At 39.1% G+C, this 20,806-nt stretch carries 20 protein-coding genes and 2 pseudogenes; 16 read left to right on the top strand and 6 right to left on the bottom strand.

Going from position 1 to position 20,806, the window contains the following annotated elements:
- The first annotated feature begins 319 nt into the window (after nucleotides 1-319).
- Together IQ264_RS19130 and IQ264_RS19125 are read left to right on the top strand one after the other, a co-directional pair.
- Nucleotides 320-1,573, top strand: coding sequence for a sensor histidine kinase (locus tag IQ264_RS19130; RefSeq protein ID WP_193982400.1), 1,254 nt, complete (start codon nucleotides 320-322; stop codon nucleotides 1,571-1,573).
- A 306-nt stretch (nucleotides 1,574-1,879) separates the two neighbouring features.
- Nucleotides 1,880-2,230, top strand: coding sequence for a hypothetical protein (locus IQ264_RS19125; RefSeq protein ID WP_193982399.1), 351 nt, complete (start codon nucleotides 1,880-1,882; stop codon nucleotides 2,228-2,230).
- Nucleotides 2,231-2,328: 98 nt separating this feature from the next.
- On the opposite strand, the gene IQ264_RS19120 is transcribed toward IQ264_RS19125, so the two are convergent.
- The 5 genes from IQ264_RS19120 to IQ264_RS19100 form a co-directional block, all read right to left on the bottom strand.
- A complete protein-coding gene (locus tag IQ264_RS19120) occupies nucleotides 2,329-3,078 on the bottom strand; it encodes a DevA family ABC transporter ATP-binding protein (RefSeq protein WP_193982398.1) in 750 nt (249 codons plus the stop codon).
- A 28-nt stretch (nucleotides 3,079-3,106) separates the two neighbouring features.
- Complete coding sequence (gene devC / locus IQ264_RS19115; protein WP_193982397.1) at nucleotides 3,107-4,270, bottom strand: ABC transporter permease DevC; 1,164 nt, start codon at nucleotides 4,268-4,270, stop codon at nucleotides 3,107-3,109.
- A 113-nt stretch (nucleotides 4,271-4,383) separates the two neighbouring features.
- On the bottom strand, nucleotides 4,384-5,673 hold the full coding sequence (locus IQ264_RS19110) for an ABC exporter membrane fusion protein (RefSeq protein WP_193982396.1): 1,290 nt from the start codon (nucleotides 5,671-5,673) through the stop codon (nucleotides 4,384-4,386).
- On the bottom strand, nucleotides 5,670-6,263 hold the full coding sequence (locus IQ264_RS19105) for a TetR/AcrR family transcriptional regulator (protein WP_193982395.1): 594 nt from the start codon (nucleotides 6,261-6,263) through the stop codon (nucleotides 5,670-5,672). The genes IQ264_RS19110 and IQ264_RS19105 overlap by 4 nt, the downstream gene beginning before the upstream one ends.
- A 217-nt stretch (nucleotides 6,264-6,480) precedes the next feature.
- Nucleotides 6,481-8,364 (bottom strand): methyl-accepting chemotaxis protein, encoded by a 1,884-nt coding sequence (locus IQ264_RS19100; RefSeq protein WP_193982394.1) that lies wholly within the window; start codon nucleotides 8,362-8,364, stop codon nucleotides 6,481-6,483.
- Between the two features lie 365 nt (nucleotides 8,365-8,729).
- On the opposite strand from IQ264_RS19100, the gene IQ264_RS19095 reads away from it, so the two are divergent.
- The 3 genes from IQ264_RS19095 (at nucleotide 8,730) to IQ264_RS19085 (ending at nucleotide 9,865) form a co-directional block, all read left to right on the top strand.
- Nucleotides 8,730-9,116 (top strand): VOC family protein, encoded by a 387-nt coding sequence (locus IQ264_RS19095; protein WP_228061649.1) that lies wholly within the window; start codon nucleotides 8,730-8,732, stop codon nucleotides 9,114-9,116.
- A gap of 186 nt (nucleotides 9,117-9,302) precedes the next feature.
- Nucleotides 9,303-9,488 (top strand): hypothetical protein, encoded by a 186-nt coding sequence (locus IQ264_RS19090; protein ID WP_193982393.1) that lies wholly within the window; start codon nucleotides 9,303-9,305, stop codon nucleotides 9,486-9,488.
- Nucleotides 9,489-9,676: 188 nt separating this feature from the next.
- Nucleotides 9,677-9,865: a hypothetical protein gene (locus tag IQ264_RS19085; RefSeq protein WP_193982392.1), complete on the top strand. Its 189-nt coding sequence runs from the start codon at nucleotides 9,677-9,679 to the stop codon at nucleotides 9,863-9,865.
- A 14-nt stretch (nucleotides 9,866-9,879) separates the two neighbouring features.
- On the opposite strand, the gene IQ264_RS19080 is transcribed toward IQ264_RS19085, so the two are convergent.
- A complete protein-coding gene (locus IQ264_RS19080) occupies nucleotides 9,880-10,335 on the bottom strand; it encodes a COG3650 family protein (RefSeq protein ID WP_193982391.1) in 456 nt (151 codons plus the stop codon).
- 197 nt (nucleotides 10,336-10,532) lie between these two features.
- Here IQ264_RS19080 and IQ264_RS33485 point away from each other — a divergent pair, with 197 nt between their 5' ends.
- The 11 genes and pseudogenes from IQ264_RS33485 to gltD all read left to right on the top strand — a co-directional run bounded on the left by IQ264_RS33485 (nucleotide 10,533) and on the right by gltD (nucleotide 20,776).
- Entirely contained in the window at nucleotides 10,533-10,664 is a 132-nt protein-coding gene (locus tag IQ264_RS33485) for a hypothetical protein (protein ID WP_265583083.1), read from the top strand.
- A 477-nt stretch (nucleotides 10,665-11,141) separates the two neighbouring features.
- Complete coding sequence (gene gltB, locus IQ264_RS19075; RefSeq protein ID WP_193982412.1) at nucleotides 11,142-15,767, top strand: glutamate synthase large subunit; 4,626 nt, start codon at nucleotides 11,142-11,144, stop codon at nucleotides 15,765-15,767.
- 71 nt (nucleotides 15,768-15,838) lie between these two features.
- Nucleotides 15,839-16,951, top strand: a complete 1,113-nt coding sequence (locus IQ264_RS19070) for a DUF262 domain-containing protein (protein WP_193982390.1) — start codon at nucleotides 15,839-15,841, stop codon at nucleotides 16,949-16,951.
- Nucleotides 16,948-17,664: an MAE_28990/MAE_18760 family HEPN-like nuclease gene (locus IQ264_RS19065; RefSeq protein WP_193982389.1), complete on the top strand. Its 717-nt coding sequence runs from the start codon at nucleotides 16,948-16,950 to the stop codon at nucleotides 17,662-17,664. Before IQ264_RS19070 ends, IQ264_RS19065 begins: the two co-directional genes overlap by 4 nt.
- 53 nt (nucleotides 17,665-17,717) lie before the next feature.
- Nucleotides 17,718-17,909 (top strand): annotated as a pseudogene (locus IQ264_RS19060) (DUF433 domain-containing protein); the annotation flags it as partial.
- An 18-nt stretch (nucleotides 17,910-17,927) separates the two neighbouring features.
- Nucleotides 17,928-18,008, top strand: a pseudogene (locus tag IQ264_RS33480) (hypothetical protein); the annotation flags it as partial.
- 10 nt (nucleotides 18,009-18,018) lie between these two features.
- On the top strand, nucleotides 18,019-18,261 hold the full coding sequence (locus IQ264_RS19055) for a hypothetical protein (protein WP_193982387.1): 243 nt from the start codon (nucleotides 18,019-18,021) through the stop codon (nucleotides 18,259-18,261).
- Nucleotides 18,262-18,290: 29 nt separating this feature from the next.
- Nucleotides 18,291-18,641 (top strand): hypothetical protein, encoded by a 351-nt coding sequence (locus tag IQ264_RS19050; RefSeq protein WP_193982386.1) that lies wholly within the window; start codon nucleotides 18,291-18,293, stop codon nucleotides 18,639-18,641.
- Between the two features lie 6 nt (nucleotides 18,642-18,647).
- Nucleotides 18,648-18,968, top strand: a complete 321-nt coding sequence (locus tag IQ264_RS19045; RefSeq protein WP_193982385.1) for a S1 RNA-binding domain-containing protein — start codon at nucleotides 18,648-18,650, stop codon at nucleotides 18,966-18,968.
- A gap of 33 nt (nucleotides 18,969-19,001) precedes the next feature.
- Nucleotides 19,002-19,253 carry a hypothetical protein gene (locus IQ264_RS19040; RefSeq protein ID WP_193982384.1) on the top strand — a complete coding sequence of 84 codons (252 nt, stop codon included), beginning with the start codon at nucleotides 19,002-19,004 and terminating at the stop codon, nucleotides 19,251-19,253.
- A gap of 38 nt (nucleotides 19,254-19,291) precedes the next feature.
- Nucleotides 19,292-20,776, top strand: coding sequence for a glutamate synthase small subunit (gene gltD, locus IQ264_RS19035; protein ID WP_193982383.1), 1,485 nt, complete (start codon nucleotides 19,292-19,294; stop codon nucleotides 20,774-20,776).
- Nucleotides 20,777-20,806 lie beyond the last annotated feature (30 nt).

Here is a 20,806-nt window from a genome sequence, read left to right as displayed (position 1 = left end):
TATTTTTTCTTTGAGCGAATTCTCTAGTATAATAATTCAGATGGTACAATTTTAAGTCTCAGGAATTTGTCGAAGTGTATTTGCAAAATATCTGAGATTTAAGATTTCTGGGAAAAATGTTTTTATTTATGGTGCTTGAACCAGACTCAGGTTCAAAAGGTAAGGGTTGATAAAGAAAGGAAATTTCTCAACTTTTTTGTTTTACCCTTTACGTTCCGATCTGGTTTGGGCAAGAAGTCTATGGTTTGGCGCTGGTTTCGTTTAATCCCCCGATTCATCAAGGTGACGCTACCAGTAGTTGACAGGAATATGAATATTTATGTGGGATACAATTTGTTTTCCGATCGCTTACATCTTAGTTGATGCAGATTTAGTGGGGGGGTTAGAAAATATCATTATTGCTGGCTGCTACTTTGTCATTAGCTTGTTGATATTTGGGGATTTATGGGGCTATCGAAAAGTCGCAGTTAATTGGTTAAATATTTTAATAGCAAGTTTGTTTTTAATCGGTAGTATAAGTTACATTTTTTCAAAAATTACTATAGCCAGTGACAATAATTTTGTTCTGGGACAGATGGTGGGGAATTGGTTGGAGTTAGTACCTGCGATCGCTTTTTTTATTGTATATCAACGTTATCAGTCGTTACTTAATTCAACTCCAACTATTGAATCTAAACAAGAGTTAGAACAAAGATTGCGGGAAGCTACAGAGAAATTACAACAGCAAAGCCAATCTTTGCAAGAAGCCCAGACTAATTTAGAAAAAATTCACGGACATTTAGCACAAATAGAAAGGTTAACTATTTTAGGTCAATTGGTTTCTGGTATTGCTCATGAAATTAATAATCCGATTAATTTTATCTATGGTAATTTGCCTTATTTAGAAGAGTATACCCAAGGATTGCTGAAAGTAATTGATGTTTATCAGGAAATTCATTCAGCTAATGTTGAGATTGAAAAAGTTAGGGAAGAGGTTGACTTAGATTATGTGCGGGCAGATTTGCCATATATAATCGATTCTATTAAAGTAGGAGCAGATAGAATTCGAGAATTAGTCCAAAATCTGCGAAATTTTTATTGCTCAAATGAATCCAAAATGAGATTATCAGATATTAACGTAGGAATTGAAAGTTGTTTATTATTACTGTATAATCTTCACAAAAACAAGATAGAAATAATTAAAGACCTTGATGAATTACCACCTGTAGAATGTTATATCGAGCAAATAAATCAAGTATTTTTGACTGTACTTGGTAAGGCAATTAATACTTTATTAGAATCCAAAAACAATAGTGATGATTTAAATCTCAAACAAATTACTATAAATAGCAAAAACATCGGTAATGATTATATATTAATAGAAATTTTTATGAATGCAGAAATTAAAGAGCGAATATTTGAGCAAACTTTTACTCCTAAATTAATAGGAATAGGAACTGGTTTAGGTTTGTCAATTTCTCATCGGATTATCACTGAAGTTCATCAGGGAAACCTTTATTGTAAATATAAATTAGGAGAAGGGACAACTTTTACAATTGAGTTACCAATTAATCAAGTTTGTAGGGTGCGTTAGGGAATTGATTCCCCAAATAATTAACCAAAATATTTGCGTTTACGCAGAAATAAGATAAATCAAAGCATCACCTACAAGAGATCGAAGTTACTACTTATTTCTCTACCCTGTGAAATAACGATGAGCGAAACTCTCTATAATTTAGGAGATCTTGCACTCCTGAGCGGAGCCTCTATTTCTCGTTCCACCTGGGAACGAAGTCTTGGGAGGTTTTAGCTCCTTACTGGAGCAAGATCTGAGTAAAAACAGGCTTTTTTGTCTAAGTCCTATAAAATATAAAAAATCTAAACGACGGCAAGGTGAATAATGGGAGAAAAAGTTAAAGTCAGTTGCAAAATTCCCCAAGAATGGCAAGCGAAAATCGAACTTTTGGCGAAAGAAAGGAAGACACAGCCAAGTAAAATTTTTTATGAAGCTTTGGGGCAATACTTGGGTGAAAATGCTAACACTGATGACAGTCGCCTCAATGTTTTGGAAGTAGAGGTAACTATGTTAAAAAGGCAATTAGCAGAACTAACTATTGTTGTAAAAAATCGTCAATCAAGCTCTTTAGGAATGGTTGAAAAATTTCAACCAAACACTGATGAAGATGATGATTTTATAGAAGATGAACCTGATGAAATCCTTTATGATTTCTTACCACCTGAAGAGAGGTAAAGGGCAGAGGAGCAGGGGAAACAAGGAGACAAGGGGCAAGAGGAAAAGGGGACAAGGGGAATTTTTACTTCTGCCCTCTGCCTTCTGCCTTTCCTCCATTAGTGCATTTTTGCAGTTACATCTGTGCCATCGCTGACTAAACAACCGTCTTCCATGTACAGGATACGATCGGCAATATCTAAAATCCGATTATCATGGGTAACTAATAAAATTGTTATCCCTTGTTCTTTGGCTAATTTATACATTAATTCCACCACATCGCGCCCGGATTTTTTATCAAGGGCGGCGGTAGGTTCATCGGCTAAAACTATTTTAGGATGGCTAACTAATGCTCTGGCGATCGCAACTCTTTGCTTTTGTCCCCCTGACAAATTTTCGGCGTAATAGTTAACTCTGTCTCCTAAACCAACTTTTTCTAACATGGCGATCGCGATCGCATCGATGTCTTGTTTCAACTTTTCATCATGCAGTTCTAAAGACATTCGCACGTTTTCTTTTGCTGTTAAAAATTTCATCAAATTATGAGCTTGGAAAATATACCCAATTTGGCGACGAACTTTGGTTAACTGTTGCTTACTCGCGCCAGACATCTCTTGACTTAAAATTTTTAAACTTCCTTCTTCAGCAGAACGTAAACCGCCTAAAAGAGTTAATAGGGTAGTTTTTCCTGAGCCTGATGGCCCGGTTAAAAGGACAATTTCTCCAGCATTAATTTGTAAATTAATATCAAATAACACTTGTTTTCGTAGTGAACCTTTCCCAAAGTAATGGTTAAGATGATCCACATAAATAACAGGTGCAGTAGTAATATCTTTCACTGATTGATTGACGATAGTCAGGTTTTGCATGGTTAATTATTAGTTAAGTTTTCAATTTTTAAAACACATCGGCAGGGTCAGCAGAACGGAGTTTTCGCATTGCGATCGCTCCCGAACCAACACACATAACAATTGTCATCAAAAACACAGTGGTGGCTCGCTCAATTGTCATTTCAATGGGTAAAAGTGTGGCAGCATAAGCAAGTTGATATAAGCCAAATGAGAGGAAAAATCCCGGCAAGAAACCCAAAACAGCTAAAATTAATGACTCTTGAATTAGCACTATTAACAAATATTTATCGGTATATCCCATCGCTTTTAAAGTTGCGTATTCGGGTAAATGATCGGATACATCAGAATAAAGAATTTGGTAAACAATGACAATTCCAACAATAAATCCTACGCCAACACCCAGCCCAAAAATAAAGCCGATTCCTGTACCATTTGCCCAGTAAGTTCGTTCAATTTGGGCGAATTCTTCGGGGGTAAGTACTAAAACATCTTTGGGTAAACCTGCTCTTAATTGTGCTTGCACTTGTGTTACATCCGCTTCTGGTTTAAGGTGAATTAATCCAACTTCGATGTTTTCTGGTTTGCGATCGGGAAACAGTGTCAAAAAGGTGGAATCACTCGCAATTACATTCCCATCAGCCGCAAAAGATGCACCATTGGTAAACAAATTAGAAACTTGAATCTCTTTCCCATTTAATTCTGTGGTAAACTTGCCTGTCTTATCAAAAGTTTCTACAACTCCATATTCGGGGCGGCCTGCGCGATCGAACAATACATTATTTAATTGCTTCAAACTATCAAGATTTTGCTGCACTTCAGGAAAACTAAACGCTGGAGATGCTGGATCGATTCCCCAAACTAAAATTGCTCGATCTAAGCGAGTTTCAGGATTGCGCCATTGTCCTGTAGAAATGTAAACATAACTAACAGATTTTACCCCGTCGTAAGCCAAGGTTTGATATAGTCTTTCTCTGGAAAAACTTTTCACAGAAAACAGGGTTTGAAATTGGGGATTAATTAATACTAAATCAGCTTGAAGATTGCGATGAGGTTTAACTGCTGCATTAAATAATGCTCCTTCAAATCCCATCTGAATAAATATCAACATATCCGCAAAGCCAATACCTGCAACTGCAACGGCTAAACGGACTTTTTCTTTCATTAATTGTCGCCATGCTAAGGGGGTTTTGCGAAATAATTTGGGAAACATGATGATTCTTTAGATTTTTTTTAACCGCTCCAGACGCAGAGAGAAGAAGAGAGGTGTGTTTAACTCCAAAAATTTTATATTGGTCATCCGTTATAAAAAAAGTTAACAGTAATTTACTGTTCAATTGCTGTTTGAACTTGCAAATTTGTTAAACCTGCAACTTGTTTACTATCTTCGGGAGTTAGGCGAATTTTCACTTCGACTACTCGGCGGTCTAAATTTTCTCCGGGTTGATTGCTGAAAACATTTTGGCGCTCAACTTGTAGACCAATTCGTTCTACAAATCCGGTTAATTCACTGGAAAAAGCTTGGCTGGTAACGGTCGCTTTTTGTCCGATTTTAACTTTGCCAATATCGGTTTGATAGACTTCTGCGATCGCCATCATTCGATCGGTTTGTGCTAATTCCACAATTCCTGAACTGGAGATTTTTTCTCCCGGTCGATTATGCACTTTCAAAATTACACCTGTAATTGGCGCACGAATAAAAGCCAAGTTTAAATCAGTTTGGGCTCGTTTCACGGCGGCGATCGCATTATCAACTTCGCTTTGTGCTGCTTGCACATCCACTGGACGAACTTCCGCAATTTGTCTCAGTGTCGCTTGCGCTTCTCGAATTTGTTTACCACCAGTAGCATTAATCCGATCTAAAATTACTTTTGCTTCCCGCAATTGCTTACTATTGGTAGTAGTAATTCTCTCTAAATTCGCCCTAGCTTCGTTCAATTGTTGGCGAGTTGTTTCTACACTTAAACGCTTACTATCAAACAAGGAATTAGAAATAGCACCTTGAGCAAATAACTTTTGATAGCGACCTAATTCTGCTTCTGCATTGTTGAGTTCTGCTTCTAGTTTTCTAATCGTAGCTTCTTGAGCTAATTTTTCCCCAGACCACTGTGCTTCTATGCGTGCGATCGCCTGAGATTGCGCCGCTTTATCTCCTTCTAATTGTGCTTGTAAACGTTCTACGCTTGCTTGTTGTGCTTGAATTTCTCCACTTTTCGCACCAGCTTTTACTTGTGCTAATTTCGCTTGAGCAACTTTTACTTGTTCTTGCGCCTGTTGTAAAGCAGTTTGTAAACGTTCTTTGGAGTCGAGAACTACGATTACTTGTCCGACTTTGACGCGATCGCCTTCTTTTACTAATATTTCGCCAATGCGATCGCCATCCAAAGACAAAGGAGCAGACAATTTAATTATTTCCGCTTCTGGTTCTAATCTTCCTAAAGCTGTTACTTTCCTCACAACTGGTGTCGTTACCACAGTCGGTGCAGGAGTTGTTTGACTGAGAAAACCAGACTGAGAAATTGCATAATAAATAATTCCCCCAGTCGCCGCAGTCGCCGCAGCTATTAATCCAATTAACCACTGATTTGTCTGTTTAGATGGCAAGTTTATATTCATGGTTTTTCCTCATAACATAACTTTTTTTTGTCTAAATACATTGCGATCATCTCTCCTAGAATTACAAATTGTTCGCTAATTGAAATTTCTTCTTTTAGCCAAATTCTTTGCAGCAATAATCCATCTATATGCGTCATTATAAAGGCAGCTAAAGCCCGATCGTCAAAATCTAAAAGTTCACAAATTGCTTGCAAAGAACGTTCAATAGTTAATTTAATTACAGGATTACTTTTGATTTCTTGAGGATCGTTATTTTGGCAGAAATCCATCATAATAAACGTTTGTTTAATAAAATAGTCTTCATTTTTTTTCAGAAATCTCCCGCAAGCTTCAATGCGTTCTTGCAACGTTTGAGTTCCTTCTAATTCAGCCGCTACTTTCAACAAATCCTGTCTGTTAATCTCTTCTACTAACTGCTCATATAAAGCTTTTTTACTAGGAAAGTAATGATACAAAGTACCCGTTGAAACACCTAAACCATCAGCAATTTGCCGCATAGTAATCGAGCCATAACCCTTTTCTGCAAACAAATCAAAACACTTATTTAACAGTTCTCTACGATATACGTCGTGGTCAACAATTTTCGGCATAACACACAATAAATTAATACCCTTCTCCTGTTAGTTATACAGTATGAATTTCCATACTTAACTTATAAGATTAGGGAAAAAGCAATTTATATCGAACATCCGTTATTATATCTCTTAATAAAACTAAACGCAAGAGTCCCTAAGTACGTTGTGTGTCTTCGCTCTGATTAAAACTGGGATAGGAGTGCCCAAGCGCAACAACATACTTAGCAAAGGATTAGATTGTTTCGCTCAATTTCAAAACCACTTGCTTAAGTTCTTGGGTGCCTTGTTTTGTTTGCGAAATACCTTTTGCTGTTTCGTTTGCGCCTTGGCTGAGATGATTCATCGCTTCTGTAACTTGCTGGGTAGCGATCGCTTGTTGCTTGTAAGTTAAAGCGATCGCCTGACTATTTTCCACAATCTTTTCCACTGATTGAGCAATATCTGCAAAAATTTTCGCCATATCGTGCGAAATTTGCACACCTAAATCCACATTTTTCGTACCAGCTTCAGCTACCCCAACCATTACATGAATTGCTGTTTGAATTTCCTTAACCAAAGCAGTAATTTGTTGAGCAGACTTACCACTTTCATCTGCTAATTTGCGAATCTCAGCAGCCACAACTGAAAAACCTTTACCATTTTCTCCGGCTCTTACCGCTTCGATCGCAGCATTTAACGCTAACATATTAGTCTGATTTGCTAAAGAGATCACCACATCGGAAACATTGCCAATTTGATTAGTTTGCTGTCCCAAATGAACCGCGTTTTCCGCAATTTCTTCCACCCTTTGTTTCAGATTATTCATTTCTTCTAGAACTCGTTGAACAGCATTATTTCCTTGATCGACTCGTCGTAAACTTTCCTGAGCACCTAAAGCAGCTGATTCAGCTTGCTCTGCTGACTGACGAGAGGAAACACTCAATTCATCCATAGTTGCTGTTGTTTGTTGCACTGAAGAAGACTGTTGACTTGCCATTCTTTCTTGTTGCACCACCGTAGATGAAAGTTCAGTAGAAAAAGAAGACACAGTTCCGACAATTTCTTGAATCGATTTAACCAAGCTACGCAGGATTACAATTCCCACTAATAAACCAATTAACAGGGATAAAACTGATATAATGAACGCAAAAAACTTAAAATTATCAATTGAAGAGTAAACAGCTTTTTCAGGAGTTTCGTAAACCAACACAAAAGCACTATCTTTGTGTTGTGGATCGGGTAAAAATGACTGATAATTAATTAAAGAGTTGGTTGTTTTGTCAGTTAAACCATTTTGTCCAGATAGGATCTCGTTAACTACTTCAGCAGGATAGTCTCTTTTCAGATTTGTATCTTTATTTAGTTCAAATCCCCAATTTCTACTTTCATCTGGATGATACAAATAATATCCATCCTCATTTACTACAAAAAATCGCTGTTCAAAATTATTTTTTAAATAATCATTTTTGCCATTTTGGAATAAATTATTTGCTAAAATACTAGCAACTACGAGACCTCGTTTTTCCCCTTGAGCATTGTAGATAGGAGTGGCAAATCTAATAATTGGTACGAATGGAGTTTCAATTTTTCCATTTTCTCGATTCAGATTAACTTCAGAAACGTAAACTTCTCCCAGACGCAAATTTATAGCGTCTTTAAAAAATTTTGTGTTAAATTGGTTTTGTAGTTGAGAACCTTGAACAATTTCTACTGAACCTGACCTAGAATTGACTCTAACTAATTCCTTACCGTTTTGATCTAAATATTTGATCCGGTAATAATAAGGTCTAGCTTCTAAAAAAGAAACAAAAATAATATTGAGCCGTTTTACCCATTCTGAATAAGTAGATTGATCTAGAGGATCGATGTCATTATTTTCTCTAGCTCTAACAATCCCTTGGATTGGTGGAGTTTGACTCAGATAAAGTACATCGGCTTTACTAATATCTATTAATTGATTAATTGACTTTTTACTGTTTTCTCCTTCCAATTTCATCTGTCCAGAAACTAAAGATGTCAATTCTCGACTTGAAGAATTAATACTGTAAACACTGACAATTACAGTTGGAACGACAAGTCCGATCGCTAATAAAAGACTCAGCTTGTTTTGAAATTTATTAAAAAATGCCGTACCCATTTTTCCCAACCTCTATTTGTAAGTTGTGTAAATGCTGTAAATTTATGAAAAGTTTTATTGAATAAAATCAACTTTTATAACCTGATTCTTTCAAATTCAATAATTTCAGTTATAATTCAATCTTTTCATTGCTGATTACAGCTTTACTATGACTATCTATCCTTTAGATTACCCAAACAAAAATTAAAAAATCTAGTTTAAACCCATGTATTTTTCTCTATATTTTAATTTATTATGTTTTAGTTTATCAATGGAAAAAGCTAAGTAGCGATCGCTTAATTAATCAAATCTTAAGACTTTACCCAATCAGGTTAATCTTAGACGGAGATTGTCAATATAATTAATTAAAGTAACGCTCAGCAATTATGACAGCAATGAACAACCGTCCTCAAATCGGCAATATTAGTCCATTGATTCCCGCAGGCGATGACTTAGAAAAATCCATTAAATTTTATGAACAAAAACTGGGATTTACTACCATTCATCAAGAAGGAAATCCTACCAGAATGGCAATAGTCAAACGAGACAACGCAGAGATTTTTTTAGTCAAAAACGATTATCATGATTTAGCCAAAGAAATATCTCTACGCCTGCAAGTAACAGGTATTGAAGAACTTTATCAAGAGTTAGAAAGCAAAGGCGGCGAGATGATTCATCCTAACGGCAAACTAGAAACAAAACCTTGGGGGCCAAAAGAATTTACTGTGATAGATTTAGCAGGAGTTTGTTTAACTTTTTATGAATTTCTTTAGAAATTACTCATTTTTTAGCGTTGATTTTCTTTAATTTCCCTTAAGCAACGTAACCAACTTAAATAGTTCAATGGTAAATTTACTTTCTCCCTGTCACTTGTCAAGGGAATTAAAAAATTAATTTGCCCTATGTTGATATTAATCATGAGAATGGGAAATATAAAAGTAGAGATAGGAAGAGACCTTATGTTTAATTTAGAAGATAACTGGATTGTTGTTCAAGGCGATCGCCGCTACCGTGATAATCTGTTAAACTGCCTTAAACTGTTGAATGCTGCACTCAACCCTCAAATAATTGAAGCCTGCTTAACCACAGGATTTTTTAGTAGTTGCCAATATCGCATTTATCACGAATTTTGGATGGAAGATTAACCATAGAGATTAACTTTCGTTCGTGTAGCGTGGTTGTTACTATATATTGATAATACTTGCTTCAACTTCAGGAAGAATGAATTAACCTCTCTTTAGTCAGAGGTTAAAAAACCTGGAGTTTTTTATTATGAATATGTTTGTGCCAGCTTGTGCGTTAGCACGTTCACTATTACCCAAAGAGTAAAATTATGACTACCGAACAAAATCAACCTTCCAGCCAATCATCAACAGACGTTAATCAAGAAAAGGATCAAACTCCTCAATATTATCAACCAGAATCCGGTTACAGAACCGAAGAAGAGGAAGAACTCAGACAAAGTTCTCCTCTTAATCCGAGAGTAGCCCAAAAGTCAGACGAAGCAACGGAAGAAGCGTGAAGGAAAACTTTTATTTATTTTCTTTCCGCGCAACCTTCCATTACCTGATTACCTAAAATCAAAATAGCCTCGTAGGGATAAAGTTTATCTGACATTCCATCACTACAAGAATTGGCTTTTTTTATTATTAATGTCCCGTTTGGTTGTCCATTAAGTCGGTACACTCTTACTACATCAATAGGACGACCTTCTGCTTTTATTGGTGCAACATAAGGGTAAGTTCGTTTGCTTACTGCTGGTGATGAATAAACTATGCCATTGCGGTTGACAGTTACACTCCAAAAAGGTTCTGTACCACTGACGGTGAAGGTTTCCACTTTCGCCGGAGTTTGAGAAATTAGCAAATTTTCTGCTGATATATTGTTATTAGCATAACTGCGATTTCCTTGGCGATCGGCTAATGCCGCATCACTTCCCAGCCAACTCACAGATAATCCCAATAAAAGAGTATAAAAGTATAAAGATTTCATAATCACCTACTCCAAAGTTACAACAATTACGATCGCCGACTTTAGCCCATATTCATAAATTATTCTCTAGGAGCGATTCAAAATCCAAAATCCAAAATCTAAAATACAATGACGTACTTGCTTTGCAATAGTGCCAAGAGTTAAGCTATGAGTTCCGTTTCCCAGAGATTCTGGGCCTATTTGCTCAAGCATAGAACATGAATCAAAACCTAAAACTGCTAATTTCTGAGTCAGAGATTGCTGACCCAGGTAAGCAAAACATCAATCCCAAATTTCTGCATCATAAGTTACACTTAAGTAGCAAACCTTTCCGGCAAATATTTAATTAGATAAAGTTGTATAAAACTGATTAACAAATTGGTTTACAGCCTGAGATTTTTAAGTAAAATTTGCAGATTAGCTAAAACTTTCCTTAAGATCTGGCACCTAAGAGCCAGCCTCGTTAGAAAATCCTTCATAGCTATCGTTAACAGCTTCCCACTTTCAGCATGAAACAACAGAACTTTAGTAGTAAATTACTATCGACCGTTAATGTCATTGCAGCCGCTGTGTTTGCTAACCTTGCCGATATTGCTCAAAGAGTTTATCCCAATAGATAAACTGAACAAATCATTAAAGTGGCAAGGCTACAATCAAGTGTTACCTATTTCTACAAAACACTTATTGGATAAAGCTTTTAGAAAATTTGGATTTGTTCCTAATTTAGCGAATAGGCAAGATTTTAGATTGACTAGTCTTGCCATATAAACATCTCAGTCGTTCTAGGACGGTTGATTACATACAACGCACTCTATACTCAATCAATGATGAACAGTAACACAGTACCTCAAACACAAGGCTTATACGATCCCCAATTTGAACATGATGCTTGCGGTGTGGGATTCATTGTCCATCAGAAAGGCAACAAATCTCACGAAATCGTAGAACAAGGATTAACAATTCTCTTAAACTTAGACCATCGTGGCGCTTGCGGTTGCGAAGCGAATACCGGAGACGGCGCAGGTATTTTGCTGCAAGTACCGCACAAGTTTTTGCAGAAAGTCACAGCAGCAGAAGGTTTTACCCTGCCAGAACCAGGAGAATATGGAGTAGGGATGATATACTGTTCTCCCGATCCTGCGGTTCGGCAAAAAGCTCAAGAATATTTTGCAGCTGTTGTCGCGGAAGAAGGACAGAAAGTACTAGGTTGGCGCGACATACCCACAGATAACTCATCATTGGGTGACACAGCAAAGTCCAGCGAACCCTTCATGCGACAGGTTTTTATCCAACGTTCTGCTGATCTTGTTGATGACTGGGCTTTTGAGAGAAAACTTTATGTGATTCGCAAACGTACTCATATAGCGATTCGTGCGTCTCACATCGATCCAATGTGGTATCCCAGTAGTTTATCTTCTCGGACGATCGTTTACAAAGGAATGTTAATGCCTGTGCAAGTAGGACAATATTACCCTGACTTGCACGACCCTGACATGGAAAGCGCATTGGCGTTAGTTCACTCCCGCTTCAGTACAAATACTTTCCCCAGTTGGGAAAGAGCGCACCCCTACCGCTACATCGCCCACAACGGCGAAATCAACACATTGCGGGGTAACATTAACTGGATGCACGCTAGACAATCTTTGTTTGAATCAGAATTGTTTGGCGATGACATTAAAAAGATCAAACCAGTTATTAATATAGATGGAAGTGACTCGCTGATTTTCGATAACGCTTTGGAATTAATGGTTTTGGCGGGACGTTCCTTACCTCATGCGGTAATGATGATGATTCCCGAACCTTGGACGGCGCATGAATCAATGAGTCCAGAGAAAAAGGCATTTTACAAGTATCATTCTTGCTTGATGGAACCTTGGGACGGCCCTGCTTCGATCGCATTCACCGATGGTACGATGATGGGAGCAGTGCTCGATCGCAACGGTTTACGTCCTTCTCGTTACTATGTCACCAAAGACGACTTAGTAATTATGGCATCAGAAGCCGGAGTTCTACCCATTGAACCAGAAAGGGTAGCTGTGAAAGGACGCTTAGAACCAGGAAGAATGTTCCTCGTCAATATGGAAGAAGGAAGAATCATCGCTGACGAGGAAATCAAAAATAAAATTGCCAACGAACATCCTTACGCCGATTGGATTAAGGAAAACATGGTAGAACTGGCGAAACTGGGAAATGATAACGCGGCGGCGGTAGAGACGTTGCATGCAACGTCTCTACAACAACCCACAGCAGATAGTCATTATTCCCTAACCCAACGTCAAACCGCATTCGGTTACACCTTTGAAGAGTTGCGGTTGCTGTTAACTCCAATGGCGAGAGATGGAGTGGAAGCAGTTGGCGCGATGGGTGCGGATACACCTTTGGCGGTGTTGAGCGATCGACCAAAAATACTCTACGATTACTTTAAGCAATTATTTGCTCAAGTGACAAATCCGCCGATAGATTCCATCAGAGAAGAGATTATCACATCGGCAGAAACTACGATCGGTGCAGAAAGAAACTTACTCAACCCAGTTCCCGAAAGCTGTCATTTAATCGAGTTGAAAACTCCGATTCTGAGTAATGAAGAATTGGCGAAACTCAAATATATTAATGAAGGCGGATTTAAGTCGATTACTTTGCCAATTTTGTTCGATCCCAAAGCGGGAGTCAAGGGATTGGAAAGTGCGATGGAAGAGATTTTCCAAAAGGCGAATGATGCGATCGCAGATGGTGCGAGTATAATCATCTTAAGCGACAGAGACATCGACAAAGAAAACGCCCCCATCCCTGCACTTTTAGCAGTTTCCGGTTTACATCACCACTTGATTCGGGAAGGTACGCGCACCAGAGTCGGATTAGTTTTAGAATCAGGTGAACCGAGAGAAGTACATCATTATGCAACTTTAATTGGTTATGGTTGCGGCGCGATAAATCCATATCTTGCATTTGAGACGATCGCAGATATGATTAACGAAGGATTAATCCTCAACGTTGATTACAAAACCGCTTGTAAGAATTACATCAAAGCAGCAACCAAAGGTGTAATTAAAGTCGCTTCCAAGATTGGGATTTCTACCATTCAAAGTTATCGTGGTGCCCAAATTTTTGAAGCCATTGGACTGAACAAAACAGTCATCGACAAATATTTTACTTGGACAGCATCGCGGATTGAAGGTGCAGACTTAGAAGTAATTGCTCAAGAAGCAATTTTACGACATTCTCATGCGTTTCCCGATCGCGAAGTCAACGGACACACCCTTGATGTTGGTGGCGAATATCAATGGCGCAAAGAAGGTGAAGCGCACTTATTTAGTCCCGAAACTATTCACACCTTACAAAAAGCAGTTCGGACAGGAAGTTACGAAACCTTCAAACAATACGCCAAACTGGTAAACGAACAAGGGAAAAAACATTTCACCTTGCGCGGATTATTAGAATTCAAAGAACGTCAACCAATCCCCATCGAAGAAGTTGAACCGATAGAAGCAATCATGAAACGCTTCAAAACAGGCGCAATGAGTTACGGTTCAATTTCCCAAGAAGCCCATGAAAGTCTCGCCATCGCCATGAACCGCATCGGAGGCAAGTCTAACACAGGAGAAGGCGGAGAAGATCCAGAACGTTACACTTGGACAAACGAACAAGGCGACTCCAAGAATAGTGCAATCAAACAAGTAGCATCAGGACGTTTTGGCGTAACGAGTTTGTATCTTTCCCAAGCGCGGGAATTACAAATTAAAATGGCGCAAGGGGCGAAACCGGGAGAAGGCGGACAATTACCCGGACGAAAAGTGTATCCTTGGATTGCGAAGGTTCGTCACTCAACCCCCGGAGTAGGTTTAATTTCGCCACCGCCTCACCATGACATTTACTCGATTGAAGATTTGGCGGAACTGATTCACGATTTAAAGAATGCGAATCGGGAAGCGAGGGTTAGTGTAAAATTAGTTTCGGAAGTTGGAGTAGGTACGATCGCAGCAGGTGTAGCCAAAGCCCACGCCGACGTTGTGTTAATCTCCGGTTATGACGGAGGAACAGGCGCATCACCGCAAACCTCCATCAAACACGCAGGTTTACCTTGGGAACTCGGACTCGCCGAAACTCACCAAACCTTAGTTTTAAACAACTTACGCAGTCGCATCGCCGTAGAAACCGACGGACAAATGAAAACCGGAAGGGATGTAGTAGTTGCAGCCTTACTAGGTGCAGAAGAATTCGGTTTTGCAACCGCACCCTTGGTAACACTCGGTTGCATCATGATGCGTGTTTGTCACCTTAACACCTGCCCCGCCGGAATTGCAACCCAAAACCCACAGTTACGCCAAGCATTCACAGGCGACCCCGAACATACGGTAAACTTTATGAAGTTCATCGCCCAAGAAGTTCGGGAACTAATGGCGGAACTTGGTTTCCGCAACCTCAGCGAAATGGTTGGACGGACAGATGTTTTAGAACCGAAAAAAGCCGTCGAACATTGGAAAGCCAAAAACATCGACCTTTCTAAGATTTTATATCAACCGGAAGTCGGCCCGGAAGTTGGTCGTTACTGTCAGATTCCCCAAGATCACGGTTTAGACAAATCCCTCGATATTACAGTATTGCTGGATTTGTGTAAGGATGCGATCGAAAAAGGCGAAAAAGTAAAAGCCACCCTACCCATCAAAAACATCAACCGAGTAGTCGGAACAATCTTAGGAAACGAAATCACCAAACGTCACTGGGAAGGACTTCCAGAAGACACAGTACACCTACATTTCCAAGGAAGTGCAGGACAAAGCTTCGGCGCATTCGTCCCCAAAGGCGTAACCTTAGAATTAGAAGGCGATGCAAACGACTACTTAGGAAAAGGCTTAAGCGGTGGAAAAATCATCGTTTACCCCCCCAAAACCTCAACCTTCGTCCCCGAAGAAAACATCATCATTGGAAACGTCGCCTTCTACGGCGCAACAAAAGGCGAAGCATACATCAACGGTATCGCTGGCGAACGCTTCTGCGTCCGCAACTCCGGCGTAAACACCGTCGTCGAAGCCGTCGGAGATCACGGTTGCGAATACATGACAGGCGGAAAAGTCGTAGTCTTAGGAAAAACCGGACGCAACTTCGCCGCCGGAATGAGTGGAGGAGTAGCCTACATCCTCGACGAAACAGGCGACTTCGCCACCCGCTGCAACACCCAAATGGCGGACATCGAACCCCTCGACGAAGAAGACATCGAAACCATCCACCAAATGATCCAAAAACACCGCGAATACACCGGAAGCCAAAAAGCCGCCAAAGTACTTGACAATTGGGAAGAAATGGTATTCAAATTCGTCAAAGTCATGCCCCGCGACTACAAACGAGTCCTCGAATGCTTAAAACGTGCATTTGAATCCGGCTTAAGCGGAGACGAAGCATTAGCCGCAGCCTTTGAAGAAAACGCCCGTGACGTTTCTCGGATTGGCGGAAGCTAGAGTTTTAATGTGAACAAACAGGGGGCTTATTGCTCCTTGTTATACTTCCTTTAGTGAGGGTAAATAATTGTATGAAACCTATTACTATAAAAGACAGAATTGACAAAGCAGAATCACAAATAGAGGATAAAAAGCAGAGTGTTGACTACGATACGCGAGAGTTCACAATTGAATACATTGTTGATAAATACGTTAGGGGTCTAGATGATGACAAAAATGAAATTTATGTTCCCGAATATCAGAGAGAATTCGTTTGGGATGAACGCCGCCAATCAAGGTTAATAGAGTCAATTATATTAGGACTGCCTATACCCCTGATTTTTGTTGCAGAGATTCAAGAAACAGGGAGGCTAGAAATTGTTGATGGTTCTCAAAGAGTGAGAACGTTAGCAAGATTTCTAGCTAACGAATTAAAATTGAGAAATCTTGTTACTCTGGATCAATTAAATGGCTTTAGCTTTGAAGACTTTCTACCGTCTCGGCAGAGAAAATTAAAAAACACACCTATGAGGATGATTGTTTTGTCTTCCAAGGCAGATCAAGAAGTTAGAAATGATATGTTTGATCGTATTAATACAAGTAGCCTTCCCTTATTTCCTATGGAGAAAAGGAAAGGTATTTTCAAGGGTGCTTTCAATGATTTTGTATTTGAGTGTTCTGCAAATACAAAATTTAAAAAATTATGTCCTGTAGGTTATCACTTTAAAAATAGACAAGAAGAAGCTGAACTTGTCTTAAGATTTTTTGCTTTTTCAGAGACTTACCCTGATTTTAGACTTGATGATGGTGCAAGTTTAGAGGATACAGGGGTAGAGAGATTTCTAGATGAATACTTGCAGCTAAAAAACTCAAATGCTAGTGAGGCAGAGGCAGAAATGAATCAGAAAAAGCAAGATTTTGAGAAAATGCTGGATTTTGTAGAAAAAACTTTTCCAAGTGGGTTTGCTAAATATTCATATTCTGAAGAAACTTCAAGACCTTATTTTGAGGCAATTGCGGTTGGTTCCTATCTAGCTCTTAAGCAAATTCCCTATAACATTGTTCAAAAAATATGGACGGATTCAGAAGGAAATAACCAGTGTGGAAATTTTAAAATTCCGATAGGTCGGTATCAAACTCATAAACCCGATAATATGAGAGAAAGAATTGATTACGTGAAAAATAAGCTGATTAATAAAAAATGAAAGATTGCTTAGATGAGTTCAAGAACAGAGTGGAAGAAGTGGAGAAGTACTTTACGCTTGTTAGTGCGATTGACAAGCTCGAAACTCATAAATTTAACTCACTCTCGCTTCCAGATGGAGATACTTGTGATGTAGACAGTGACCTTAAAAAAATATTGAAGGCGAGTTGTTACTTGATTCTATATAATCTGATAGAATCATCAGTTCGTAATGGTATTTTAGCCATCTATGATGCTATTCATGATGACGGTTTAATTTACAAGGATTTAAATAAAAATATCCAATCTATATGGTTGGAATATCAAAGTGATAGCTTCACAAAGCTTCCTATAACTAAAAAGAATGTCGTTAAAAACATTCAAGAAATTTTAAATTCTGTAATAGAAAATTTACCAATAAAATTAGAAAAAGATAAGCTAAATTTTCTAATATCTGGAAATTTAAACGCTGAAAAAATCGAGCAAATAATTAGAAACTATGGTTTCTTTGGCAAAATAACAGTTGATAAGAAACGAGTAAAGTACGTCTTGGATCACGTAGTCAAAATGAGATGTGATTTAGCACATGGTAATGCTTCATTTTGCCAAGCATCTAGTAATAAAGTTATGAGAGAGTTGATAGAGATTAAAAATGACGTTATTACCTACTTGCAGGATTTACTCAATAATATAGATGACTACATCCAGCAAAAAAAATATAAACGATCTCCTTAATTCAAAAAAATAACTACGGTTAATATAGGAATTTATGGCAAGGTTAATAACTTATGGATTACCAGAAAATTATTACAATTGAACCGGGAAAACGCAGTGGCAACCCTTGTATTCGAGGAATGCGAATTACTGTGTATGATATTTTGGAATATCTCGCTGGTGGAATGACTGAAGAGGAGATTTTAGAAGACTTTTCTGAACTTACATCTGATGATATCAAAGCTTGCCTTGCTTTTGCAGCAGAAACACGCCCTAAATTTGGGAGTGCAAAAGGCTTAATTGAAATGTCAGATGATTTTGACGAACCCTTAGCAGATTTCGAGGCTTATGCACCATTAAACTAAAGAGGAAAAAATGACAATAGTTAAATTTAACGTTCCCTTTGAATCATTGGTTGAAGCAATTACATCTCTAGATTTGGAAAAAAAGCGTGAACTTTTAGAAATTTTAGAGGATTTGGTGTTTGAATCAGAAGAATCACTAGAACAAGAACCACAAGTTATGGCAGACATTGAAGAAGCGAGAAAAGCATATCAAAGGGGAGACTATCAAACTATTCAGGAATACATTGCCAGTAAGTCTGGGAAAACTTCATGAGTTATGGCGTTCTCATTCTTACTTTATAAATGGCACAAACTATTTTTCAACAGACAGTTACAATCTATAAAGCTCCCCAACCAGGTAAAGCTGAGAAATTACTAAAAGATGGTTTTCAAGCAGTAGACTTTCCCAACAATCCCCCTTATTTAGATGGTAAATGCTACTTTGCAGCACCCAATTCTAGAAGTCTGGCTGAAGAATATAACAATCATTACAAACAAGGAATATTGGAGGTAATAATAGACAAACAAACTTATGACCAAAATTTTAAGCCGCTTGAAAGAGCTTATCAGGGCGGGCCAAATATTGAACTAGCAATTCCTCACAATCTGTTCCCCATCTTAAACCAGTTTCCAAGAGTACTCAAACAGCAATAATTGATTATGAACGAAGAATTTTGGAACCAGATAAAATCTAAATATCAACTCGGTAAATTAATCTACGGTACAGTTGAAGCTCATACTCCTTTTGGAGTTTTTGTCGATATTGGTGATGAAAAGGTAAGAGGAATTATTCAAATTACTGATTTTCTGGATACAGGATCGATGACACCAGAAATGTATCCCGATATTGGCTCATCTGTTGGCGCTGTTGTGGTTGGATACACGGAAGACGATCGCAATCAAATTTGGTTAAGCGTTAAACCTAGTGTACTACAAAAATCACTGGTAAAGTTAAAACTTCCTGTTGCCAATCAACTATAAAAAACTGTTTATTCATGGAGAGGAATATGGATTATGAAAAATGTTGAAATTTCTGAAGATTCTGCTGAGATTCGTGCGTTATTAGAACAAGCCCGTGATGAGGATATAATTGTGCAACTCACTGATGGCAGTAAATTTATTTTAAGTGCGGTTGATGATTTTGAGGTCGAGGTAGTAAAAACACGCCAAAACAAAAAGTTGATGGCACTATTGGATGAACGCGGTCAGCAAACACAAACAATTTCACTTGCTGAAGTCAAGCGAAAATTGCATCTCAGCGACTGATTAATAATAAACTTTTGTAATTTTTGAGGTAACAAACAATGGGAAAACCAACAGGATTTATCGAATTTCTTCGGGAAGTAGCATCGGAAGTTGAACCGATCGATCGCATTCGCAACTGGGACGAGTTTCACCTGCCAATGGCAGAAGAAAACCTCCGCACCCAAGGCGCAAGGTGTATGGACTGCGGCGTGCCATTTTGCCACACGGGAACTGTCATTAGTGGAATGGCAAGCGGTTGTCCAATTAATAATTTGATTCCAGAATGGAATGATTTAGTTTATCGCGGACTTTGGCGCGAAGCACTCGATCGCCTGCACAAAACTAACAACTTCCCTGAGTTTACCGGAAGAGTTTGTCCTGCACCCTGCGAAGGCGCTTGTGTTTTGGGTATTCACAACCCACCTGTTACGATTAAAAATATTGAGTATTCGATCGCAGAAAAAGGCTGGGATGAAGGCTGGATCGTCGCAGATCCACCCACTAAGCGGACTGGAAAAAAAGTTGCGATCATCGGATCGGGCCCTGCTGGACTTAGCGCCGCTGCTCAACTCAACAAAGCCGGACATTGGGTGACTGTGTTTGAAAGGGCCGATCGTCCAGGCGGATTGCTCATGTACGGAATTCCTAACATGAAATTGGACAAAGAGCAAGTAGTCCTCCGTCGCCTGAAAGTCTTGGAAGATGAAGGCGTGAAGTTTGTCTGCAACACGGAAGTTGGCAAAGATATTACTTCTGAGCAATTGCTGAAAGAATTTGACTCGGTAATACTTTGTACAGGAGCCACTAAACCTAGAGATCTCCCCATTGAAGGACGCGAATTAAAAGGTATTTACTTCGCAATGGACTTCCTCACCGCTAACACCAAGGCAGTTTTAGATAAAAGTCAAAATGGCGGCTTCATTTCTGCTCAAGGTAAGGACGTGGTAATTATCGGTGGTGGCGATACCGGAACGGACTGCGTAGGAACTTCCATTCGTCACGGCTGCAACAGCCTCGTCCAAGTGGAAATTTTACCCCAGCCACCCTCAGAACGGGCAGCGGACAACCCTTGGCCCGAATGGCCGAAAGTTTATAAAATGGACTACGGACAAGAGGAAGCAGCAGCGAAATTTGGTGATGATCCCCGTGTTTATACCACTACAGCCACCAAGTTTGAAGGTGACGAAAACGGCAATGTCAAAGCCGTTCATACTGTACAGGTGCAATGGGAGAAAAACGAAAAAGGTCAGTTTATTCCCAAACACATCCCAGGTACGGAAAAAGTCATTCCCGCCCAACTTGTGCTTTTAGCAATGGGCTTTTTGGGGCCAGAACAACCGCTGCTAGATGCCCTTGGCTTGGAACGCGATGCCCGCAGCAATGTCAAAGCCGACTACGGTAAATACAATACCAGCATTCCCGGTGTGTTCGCCGCTGGTGACTGTCGTCGCGGTCAAAGCCTCGTCGTTTGGGCTTTCAACGAAGGTCGAGGTGCTGCCCGTGAATGCGATTTGTATTTAATGGGAAGTACTGACTTACCGTAGTTTGAAGGCAGGGGTGCAGGGGAGCAGGGG

This window comes from [Phormidium] sp. LEGE 05292 (genome assembly GCF_015207735.1).
Classification (GTDB): domain Bacteria; phylum Cyanobacteriota; class Cyanobacteriia; order Cyanobacteriales; family Aerosakkonemataceae; genus Floridanema.
This window is presented reverse-complemented; position numbering and strand designations above follow the sequence as displayed.